The sequence below is a fragment of the Actinomycetota bacterium genome (genome assembly GCA_019347575.1).
GTDB lineage: Bacteria > Actinomycetota > Nitriliruptoria > Nitriliruptorales > Nitriliruptoraceae > JAHWKY01.
This window is the reverse complement of the sequence record JAHWKY010000088.1, coordinates 1-4,799: the sequence shown is the minus strand read 5'-3', so window position 1 is coordinate 4,799 and position 4,799 is coordinate 1. Positions and strand designations below refer to the sequence as shown.

Sequence of the window (4,799 nt, the reverse complement as noted above, 5' to 3'; positions counted from 1 at the left end):
CTTCCGCAGCCTCTGCGCGGCTGTGGACTCCGAGCTTGATGTACGCGCGTTGGATGAGGTTGTTCACCGTGCGGATGGAGATGACCAACCTTTCGGCGATGGTCTTGCTCGGCAGGCCGTCGGCGGCCATGGTTACCACTTCCCGCTCTCGAGGGGTGAGCGGTGCGACGTGATCTTCGAGCAGCAAGGCGGGTGTGCGGGCCGACTCGCAGCGTTCTTGCAGGGTTGTTGCGCGGTGGGTGCAGGCGTTCCCCCGTCGCCGACCCGCACGGGTGTACGCGGTAGCGGCGCTCATGAACGCCTCGGCCGCTAGCAGCCACAGACCCGACCGCTCGAGGCCTGCAGCCGCATGCTCCAGAGTCTCGGCGGATCCGTCGACGGTCGCAGCTGCGTGCTGTGCGCGCGCTCGGACGGCGCCGGAATCTGCGCGGTCCGCGAGTTGTGCGAGTCGTGCCGCGGCCTCGACGGGATCGCCGAGGCGAACCCGGTCGTGTTGAACGCGCGCCTCTATGGTCACTAGGTCACGACCGCGTGCGGCCGCTGCGGCCTCGCCCAGCAACCGTGTCGCCTTCGAGCGCTCACCACGAGCGGCCGACAACCAGGCCTTGGCGGACAGGACGTCAGCCTCGTGCAGCCGCTCCGGGTTGTCTGGGATCTGGTCCAGTTCCTTCATCGTGTCGATCGCTTCTGCCACGGCTCCGGCCTGGCTCGCAGCGACGACCTGACCGGACAGGTTCGCACGTAGCTGGCCGTTCTGACCGAGCCGTCGTTGGAGCGCGGCCGCCTGTTGGAAGGAGGAGGCGGCCGTGATCAGTTGTCCCCGTTCGAGCGCGGTCGCGGCGACCAACGTCGTCCAGCGGGCTTGTACGAACGTCGGGCTGGCGGGGAGTGATGCAGTGAGTCCTGCTTGCGCGATCTGCTCCGCCTCGTTGAGGTGGCCGGCATGGAGCAGGGCGAAGCCCCGTGCGAGTTCGGGGAAGCCTTCGTGCCGGCTCACGGTCGGATACGCGGGTGGTTGCTCGCGACGTGTCGCGTCCTCGGCTGCGCGCAGCGCTGCTGTGGTGTCGCCGAGCAGCGTTTTGGCCCATGACCTGACGATGTCCGCGGCTACGAGACCGTGCACGTCGTCCGAACCGATAGCAGTCAACAGTTCCAGCGCCGCCTGCGGCTGACCGGCGTGCAGTTCGAACCAAGCGCGGTTGGCCACGAGTTCCCCGGCGGGGGTGTCGACGCAGGCTCGTTCGGCGTCCGCGAGCACCTCGTGCGCCTCGGACTCGCGTCCCAGGCCGAAGAACAAGTTGTCCGCTCGCGCGAGGGCCGCGCGCACTTGGAGGGGTGGCGCCATGGCCGAGAGATCCACCGACGCGAGCAGGTCTTCGGCCTCCTCGTGCTCGCCCTGTTCGTCGAGCAGCTGTGCCAACAGAACGGCGACGGACGGTTGTGATCCGGTGGCCCGGGCGGCTCGTGCGAGGCGTTCGGCCAGGTCGAAGTCGGCGGCGTGGTAGGCCTGGTGTGCTGCGGTCGCCAGCAGCCCGGGTTCCACCACTCCGCCGGTCACCAGCCGCCACACAGCTACCTGGAGGACGTCCTCACGGCGACGCGCCCCCAGCTTCTCCACAGCGGTCGTCAAGCGCTCCGCGATCGTGACCGCAGTGGTGCCGGGAGCCCGGTCGCGCAGGACCTCACCGTACATCGGGTGTGCGAGCGTCACGGGTCTGCGTCGACCGTCGGTGTCGAGTTGGATCATGCCCCGCCGCTCGAGCGACTCCAGGTCCGCCTCGGGATGCAGCGCCCGCAGCATCTGGAACCCGAGCGCGTACGCGAACGCCAGCGTGTGCAGGGCTGTGCGATCGGCCGCCGTCGCGCCGGTCAGGCGCTGACGGACCAGATCCCGGATGGACGGGGAGAGCTGCAGTTGCCCGGCGAGGGACCAGACGCCACGGTCCTCGACCAGTACCCCGCCATCGACTGCGGCGAGCACGAGTTCCCGGAGGAACAACGGGTTCCCGCTTGAGGCCTGCCACAGCCGATGTGCGGCGGCCATCTCCACTTCGCCAGACAGTGCCAGCCGCAACAGGCGCACCGACTCCTCCTGCGACAGCGGCTGTAGCTCCAGCCGAGGTGTCAAGCCGTCCTTCCAGAGCGCTATCACCGCATCGGGTGCCGGTTCTTCCGAACGCACCGTGGCAACGACCGTCACTGGCCCGTCGAGTGCGAGCTGATGGGTCAGCGCGGCCGATGCCGGGTCGAGGTGGTGGGCATCGTCGACGACCATCACCAGCCGACGACCGTGGGCGCGGTCAAGGAGTGCCTGCGCGGCCCACCTGAGGCCTTCGAACGTGGCAGCATCGTCACCGTGACGGGCCGGCAGTAGCGGTGCGAACACCCCAAGCGGGACGGTCGCTGCCGCACGGGACCCGGCCACGCGTAGCTTCGCGGATCCGGCCTCGCGCGCCATGGCCAGCGTCTCCTGAGCGAGGCGGGTCTTACCCGTGCCGGCAGCGCCCGAGATCACCACCCCCCGTGGACCCGGTTCGCCGAGCAGATCGGCGATCACGCTGAGCTCTTCGTCCCGACCAACCAGCGGCCAGGCGGTCTCGGGCTGCATGCCACGTCCTCGGATCCGGCCCGAGTATCGCGCGCGACCGATGGGCTCGGCAAGTCCCGCCTTACGCGTGCCGGTCGGCTCCATCAGGGGAACGCAACGACAGTTCAACGTCCGCCGCGGCGTTGCGCTCAGCCTCTTCCGCCTGGAGCCGGGCGAGCTTGGCAGCTGCGAGCCGCGCGATCAGGGGTAGGGACTCGATCGGGACGCCGAGCCGCTCGGCGATCACCGTGTCGACCTTCCCGGCGCGCTGCAACACCAGGAACTGTGCGTACACGCCCGGGAGCCTCGCTAGCAGTTCGTCCATGCTGACACCATGGCAGCAGGCCGTCTCACCCGCATGAGCACCGCATGCTCACGTCGCGCGCGGCCGGATATGAGCACCGGATGCTCATGCTTCTCGCGCTGCGGACAGCGACACTGGATCTCGGCTGAGGCTACGTGGCGGCGTCTCATCGCTTCGTGCAGCGGACAGCTCGTGCGACGCATCGCGACGCCGCCGCGCAACACCGGGAGGTGGCCAGATGACCCGCGCAAGCGCATCACCTGCATCGGTCGTGTCCGACGCGTGTTCGCGTTCGAGCAGGTGGCTGCCCGCGGCGGTAGCGGTGCTGGGTCTGGTGGCGGCGGCGTGCGGCCAGGCGTCGGCACCCGCGACGGCCCCAGATGCGGCCGGGCCTACGTCCCCGGACACGGCCACGGAGACCTACGCGGTCGGGGTCGATGGATCGACCGACGAGTTCAACGGCATGTTCCTGCACTTCTTCCCGGAACGCCTCACCGTCCACCCTGGCGCAACCATCGTGTTCCAGCGTCCGGAGAACGGTGAGCCGCACACCGTCACGCTCGGAACGGACGTCCCCACCCGCCCTACCCCCCCGGGGAGTGGCTTCTACGCCGGCGGTTTCGGTACCGCACCGAAGAAGAGCGCGAGCATGCCGTGCTTCCTCACCGAAGGCCGCCCGCCGACGGGCGGATGCGCCACGGCTGAACAGGACCCGGTGCCCTTCGACGGGACACAATCCTGGTTCAACAGTGGAGGTCTGCTCGGCGCGGAGGACTACACCCTCGAGCTCGCCGACGACATCGCCCCGGGCAGTTACACCTTCGTGTGTCTCGTGCACACCGATGAGATGCAGGGGACGATCGAGGTGGTCGAGCCCGAACAGCCCGCCGACGACCCCGCGGACGTCGCGGCCCGTGGGGCCGAAGAGCTCGAGGAGGCGGTCGCTGCCATCAGACCCCGCGTCGAGAAGCCGCTGTCCGGTGGCGACCACGACGTGATGGCGGCGATGCGAGCGGGCGGTTTCGGTGCCGCGCCGGACGAGTGGCTGCTCGTGTTCAGCCCGGAGGAGGTCGAGGTCCCGGTCGAGGGCACCGTCACGTGGATCATCCGTGGCGACCACACGATCTCGTTCAACGCGCCCGAGGCCGCCAGGCCGTTCTACGAACGCAACGACGACGGCAGCGTCCGGGAGAACGAGTTGGCGGTGGAACGCCAGGGGGATCCGGACGGCTGGGACGGATCGGGGACCCTCAACAGCGGCATGCGCAGCGGCTTCTCCCCTCCGGACCGGTTCAGCGTGACGTTCACCCAGCCCGGCACCTACCCCTACCGGTGTCTGATCCACTTCGATATGGAGGGCACGGTCACGGTGGTCGGATGACGACGACCGCGACCGGTACCACGTGGACTCGAACGTGAGCAGCCGCGGCGCACGCTTTCGTGCGGGAGCGTCCCCGGTTGCCCCGCTGCTGGTCGGGCTGGCCCTGGCCGCGGCGTGGCTGGTCGGGACCGGTCTCGGCGGCCACGACCACACCAGCCACACCCATGGGCCGGAGACGGGTGAACGCGCCGGGGCGTACCGGGGGCTCGAGCGCTCTGACGACGAGCAGGATGGCCACCACCCCACCGACACGCACCATACGACGGGTGACGAGCACCCGACCGGAGCGCACGGCGATTCGGAGGGGCTCAAGCTGGTCGCCGCGGCCGGCGAGTCGGTCGTTGCAGGCGCGTCCTGCGACGACGCGGCACCCCGGCGGACCTACGAGATCGTGTCGATGGCGGTCGATGTCACCCTCAACCGCTACCTCGATCACGATCCGGCGGGGCGCATGTACGCGCTCCGGGGGGACGTCGAGGCGATCCGCCGGGAAGAGCAGACCAACGACGCCGCCCGGGCAGGGGGGA

General features: G+C 69.6%; 4 protein-coding genes. 2 read left to right on the top strand and 2 right to left on the bottom strand.

Going from position 1 to position 4,799, the window contains the following annotated elements; translation table 11 throughout:
* On the bottom strand, window positions 1-2,608 hold a 2,608-nt coding region (locus KY469_22335), incomplete at its 3' end, for a LuxR C-terminal-related transcriptional regulator (GenBank protein MBW3665832.1).
* 61 nt (window positions 2,609-2,669) lie between these two features.
* Window positions 2,670-2,912 (bottom strand): hypothetical protein, encoded by a 243-nt coding sequence (locus tag KY469_22330; protein MBW3665831.1) that lies wholly within the window; start codon window positions 2,910-2,912, stop codon window positions 2,670-2,672.
* Window positions 2,913-3,129: 217 nt separating this feature from the next.
* Between KY469_22330 and KY469_22325 the strand changes: the two genes are divergently transcribed.
* Both KY469_22325 and KY469_22320 read left to right on the top strand, forming a co-directional pair.
* Entirely contained in the window at window positions 3,130-4,272 is a 1,143-nt protein-coding gene (locus KY469_22325; protein MBW3665830.1) for a hypothetical protein, read from the top strand.
* Between the two features lie 34 nt (window positions 4,273-4,306).
* Window positions 4,307-4,799, top strand: a 493-nt coding sequence (locus tag KY469_22320; GenBank protein ID MBW3665829.1) for a hypothetical protein, incomplete at its 3' end; no start/stop codon positions are given.

What these genes read in the sequence shown, in the direction of transcription:
- KY469_22330 (MBW3665831.1), bottom strand. Translation starts at nt 2,912, where the DNA reads ATGGACGAACTGCTAGCGAGGCTCCCGGGCGTGTACGCACAGTTCCTG.
- KY469_22325 (MBW3665830.1), top strand. Translation starts at nt 3,130, where the DNA reads ATGACCCGCGCAAGCGCATCACCTGCATCGGTCGTGTCCGACGCGTGT.